Consider the following 3405-nt stretch of genomic DNA (forward strand, 5'->3'; position numbering starts at 1 on the left):
TTCATAAATCGCGGCGCCGAGGAACTGGCGGATGCGGAGGACGTTCGGGGCGAGGAGCGCGGCTTTCCGGAGGTCGCCGGCCGCCAGGGCGTGCTCGCCCTCGTCCATGTGAGTCCGGCCGCGGGCGTAATACCGGAGCGCCTCGCCCAGGGGGTCGGCGCTCGGGGCGACCTCGAGGGGTTCGGGCGCGCAGGAGCGTCCTGGGGTCCCGTCCGCCGCCCCGCCTGCGCCGCTCGGGCCGCTCACGGCTAGCACCACGCCCAACCCCATCGCTACGATTGAAGATCGCCGCATCCGTTTCTCTTCAGAACCGCGGTCCAAAGTCCCAAGTCGCCAGCACGCGGCCCGCAAGCGGGCCGGCGAACCAGGCGCGTCGCACTCGCCCGCCGAGTCTCACCCGTCTCGGTTTCTCAGTCACTCAGGCACTTGTCTGTCAGTGAATCACCTTGCTGAGCGGGTATACAATGATACCCGTGGCGCCGGCCCGTTTCAACTCGGGCAGGAGCCGGCGTTCCTCGCTGCCGGGGAGGATGACCTCGAGGGCCACCCAATCGGGGTCGGCCAGTTGCGAGACGGTGGGGCTCTTTTCGGCGGGCAGGAGGCGGACGATGCGGTCGAGGGCCTTCTTCGGGACATTCATTTTGAGTCCGACCAGTTCTCTGGCGTTGATCGCCCCCTGGAGTAGGAGCGCCAGGTTCTCGATCTTGGCGCGTTTCCACCCGTCCTGCCAGGCCGCCTTGTTGGCGATCAATTGGGTGTTCGATTCCATGATGGTGTCCACGATGCGCAGCCGGTTGGCGCGGAGGCTCGACCCCGTCTCGGTCACGTCGACGATGGCGTCCACGAACCCGGCCTTGACCTCCTGACTGGCATCGGAGTCAGACAGCAGTTTATCAGCCATCCGGTCGCCGGGCTCGTCGCTCGAGAGGAGTTGTTCCACCGCTTCGGACAGGCCCGGTTTGATCTCGGTGGCGCCGTACGAGAACTCCACGTGGACCTTGACCCCGCGATCCCGGAAGTAACGCTTGGTGACGTTGACGAGTTCCGTGGCCACGGTCTTATTTTTGAGGTCCCCCGGCTTCTTGACGTTGCTCTCTTCGGGCACAGCCAGGACCCAGCGGACTCTCGACAGGCTGGCCTTGGCGTAGATCAGGTCCGCCACGACGTGGACGTCGGAGCCGTTCTCCGCGATCCAGTCCTGGCCCGTGAGTCCGGCGTCCAGAGCCCCGAGTTCGACGTATCGGCTCATCTCCTGCGCGCGAAGCATGACGACCCGGATTTCGGGGTCGTCGATTTGCGGCAGGTAGGATCGGTCGGAGACCCGGATGTCGAAGCCCGCGCGGGCCATCAGGTCGAGGGTGGCTTTTTCGAGGCTGCCCTTGGGCAGGCCGAGTTTCAGGATGTTTTCGGTGGTGGTCATGGGAATCCTTTCCGCGGCTAGAAGGGCGGCGTCGGCCGCTCGCAGGCCGCTATTTTTCCCGGCGCCGGCTCGAGGCGATGGGCTTGCGGGCGGCGCGCTTTTTCTTCGCCTGGGCCGGGCGTTTCCGGCCGGCGCGTCTCCTTCTCGGCTCCAATACGGCCGAGGGGCACTTCCTGCTCAGGGGACATTGGCTGCACACCGGCGTCTCGGGGAGGCAGAGGTCCTCGGCGAGGCGTTTGACGAGGTAGTGGGTCTCGTAGGCGCGGGGGCTTTTGACGGCCCGCTCGAGGAACGCCTGCATCTGGGTTTCGGACTCGGCTTCGGGGTCCAGGATGCCGAGGCGCCCCAGGACGCGCGCGATATCGCGATCGACGGGGAAGGCGTGGGCGCCCGCGCAGTCGCGAGCGATGGTGGCGGCCAGGAAGGGGCGGACCTCTTCGAGCGACCCGAAGAACGCGCGCGTCGCCACTTTCCCCATCGCCTCCATGAAGTCCCAGACCATGCTGTTGTGGTGTTTGAAGACCTGGTCCAGCAGCCGCGGGATGACGCGGGCTTTCTCCGCCGCGCGGGGAAAATCGGCGCCGAGCGTCTCGCGGATTTCCCGGGGGCGGCTGACGCGCAGGTCGTTCCAATCCACGAACTGCTCGCGGAGTCGGCGCATGGCCTGTTCGACCTGGGAAGCGGTCGCTTCCTCGGAGAGGATCGCGCGGAGGACGTGCTCGACCGGGTGGGTGAGCATCAACTTCGGCGCGTCGCCGTAGCGGCGCTTCAGGTGCAGGCGCGCCCTGTCGAGGCGTCGGGCCTTTTCGGAAAACGTGGTCATGTCATCACCTCATGGGTCCGAGTCGGCGTCGGCGGGGTCGGCGGGATCGGGCGGCTCGATGCCGCGCCGGATGCGGTCGGCGCGGGCGGCCTCGTCTTCGGCGCGGGCCTCGGCGATCAGCCGGCTCAGGGAAACGCTCCGCTTGACGGAACTGTCCAGGTGGAACCGCAGCATGGGGCAGAACTTCATTTTGAGGCCGTCGCTCACGCGAGGCGCAGGTCGGCGGAGAGGGTGACGTCGGTGACCGTCACCAGGCCGATGCGGGGGTCGCTCAGTTCCCCGACGAGCGTCTCGGAGACGATCTGGCGGATCATGCTGGCGACGCGTTGGCTTCGTCGGCTGGTTCCCGTCGGTTTGGCCATCCTGGAGCCCCTTGGGATCTTCGGATACGATTATATCCGCCGCCGCGGCGTTGGCAACCGCCGAACCTGCGTTCTTGGTCCGCCTTGTCTGCCATCCCCGCATCGCCTTGCCGCCCCCGCCGGGCAGGATGCTTTTCTCCTTGACATTCCTACCGCGTGAAGTAAGATTTCTTGGGGTACACATAGCGTGACCATCCCCATCAGCATCCGCCGGAAAGCCGGCCTCTTGCCCAACACGGACGTGGAATTCGTCGTCAGCGGCAAGAACGTAATCCTCAGAAAGTCTGCCAAAGGGCGACGGCGGGGCACGAGACTCATTGCCACGATGCGCGGTCGGGCGACCAAACGCCTGTCCACCAACGAGATCATGGCCTTGACGCGGGGCGAGTGATGGCCGAGATGATGGTGGACGCCAACGTCCTCTTGGATGTGCTGACGGAGGACCCCGCGTGGTTCGAGTGGTCCAGCCGATCGCTCCAGGAGTGCGCCGAGAACCATATCCTGGTCATCAACCCGATCATCTACGCCGAGGTCTCCATCGGCTTCGACCGCATCGAAGACCTCGATGCGGCCCTGCCCGAAAGAACAGTCGAGCGTCGGCCCATCCCCTTGGAGGCGGCGTTCCTGGCGGGCAAGTGTTTTCTGAAGTACCGCGAGAGCGGCGGACTGAGGCAGTCCACTTTGCCGGACTTCTTCATCGGCGCGCATGCGGCCGTGGAGAAGATGGCGCTCCTGACGCGGGATGCCTCGCGCTATAGGACCTATTTCCCCAGGTTGCGGCTGCTCTCGCCCGAATAGCC

The 3405-nt window shown here is 65.9% G+C and carries 7 protein-coding genes; 2 read left to right on the forward strand and 5 right to left on the reverse strand.

Translation table 11 applies throughout. The features are described from left to right. The 5 genes from NTX40_11175 to NTX40_11195 form a co-directional block, all read right to left on the reverse strand. A partial coding sequence (locus NTX40_11175; GenBank protein MCX5649635.1) for a hypothetical protein occupies positions 1 to 294 on the reverse strand: 294 nt, incomplete at its 3' end. 139 nt (positions 295 to 433) lie between these two features. Next, on the reverse strand, positions 434 to 1420 hold the full coding sequence (gene hisG, locus NTX40_11180) for an ATP phosphoribosyltransferase (GenBank protein MCX5649636.1): 987 nt from the start codon (positions 1418 to 1420) through the stop codon (positions 434 to 436). Between the two features lie 49 nt (positions 1421 to 1469). Next, the gene (locus NTX40_11185) at positions 1470 to 2243 is read right to left on the reverse strand and encodes a hypothetical protein (protein MCX5649637.1); all 774 of its coding nucleotides are present in this window, start codon (positions 2241 to 2243) and stop codon (positions 1470 to 1472) included. A 9-nt stretch (positions 2244 to 2252) separates the two neighbouring features. After that, the gene (locus tag NTX40_11190) at positions 2253 to 2432 is read right to left on the reverse strand and encodes a hypothetical protein (protein MCX5649638.1); all 180 of its coding nucleotides are present in this window, start codon (positions 2430 to 2432) and stop codon (positions 2253 to 2255) included. Positions 2433 to 2446: 14 nt separating this feature from the next. Next, entirely contained in the window at positions 2447 to 2605 is a 159-nt protein-coding gene (locus tag NTX40_11195; GenBank protein ID MCX5649639.1) for a hypothetical protein, read from the reverse strand. Positions 2606 to 2792: 187 nt separating this feature from the next. Between NTX40_11195 and NTX40_11200 the strand changes: the two genes are divergently transcribed. Beyond that, the gene (locus NTX40_11200) at positions 2793 to 2996 is read left to right on the forward strand and encodes an AbrB/MazE/SpoVT family DNA-binding domain-containing protein (protein MCX5649640.1); all 204 of its coding nucleotides are present in this window, start codon (positions 2793 to 2795) and stop codon (positions 2994 to 2996) included. Further along, positions 2996 to 3403: a type II toxin-antitoxin system VapC family toxin gene (locus tag NTX40_11205; protein MCX5649641.1), complete on the forward strand. Its 408-nt coding sequence runs from the start codon at positions 2996 to 2998 to the stop codon at positions 3401 to 3403. Before NTX40_11200 ends, NTX40_11205 begins: the two co-directional genes overlap by 1 nt. The last annotated feature ends 2 nt before the right edge of the window (positions 3404 to 3405 follow it).

Source organism: Planctomycetota bacterium (assembly GCA_026387035.1).
GTDB lineage: Bacteria > Planctomycetota > Phycisphaerae > FEN-1346 > FEN-1346 > JAPLMM01.

What these genes read in the sequence shown, in the direction of transcription:
- NTX40_11190 (MCX5649638.1), bottom strand. Translation starts at nt 2,432, where the DNA reads ATGAAGTTCTGCCCCATGCTGCGGTTCCACCTGGACAGTTCCGTCAAG.
- NTX40_11205 (MCX5649641.1), top strand. Translation starts at nt 2,996, where the DNA reads ATGGCCGAGATGATGGTGGACGCCAACGTCCTCTTGGATGTGCTGACG.
- NTX40_11195 (MCX5649639.1), bottom strand. Translation starts at nt 2,605, where the DNA reads ATGGCCAAACCGACGGGAACCAGCCGACGAAGCCAACGCGTCGCCAGC.
- NTX40_11185 (MCX5649637.1), bottom strand. Translation starts at nt 2,243, where the DNA reads ATGACCACGTTTTCCGAAAAGGCCCGACGCCTCGACAGGGCGCGCCTG.
- hisG (MCX5649636.1), bottom strand. Translation starts at nt 1,420, where the DNA reads ATGACCACCACCGAAAACATCCTGAAACTCGGCCTGCCCAAGGGCAGC.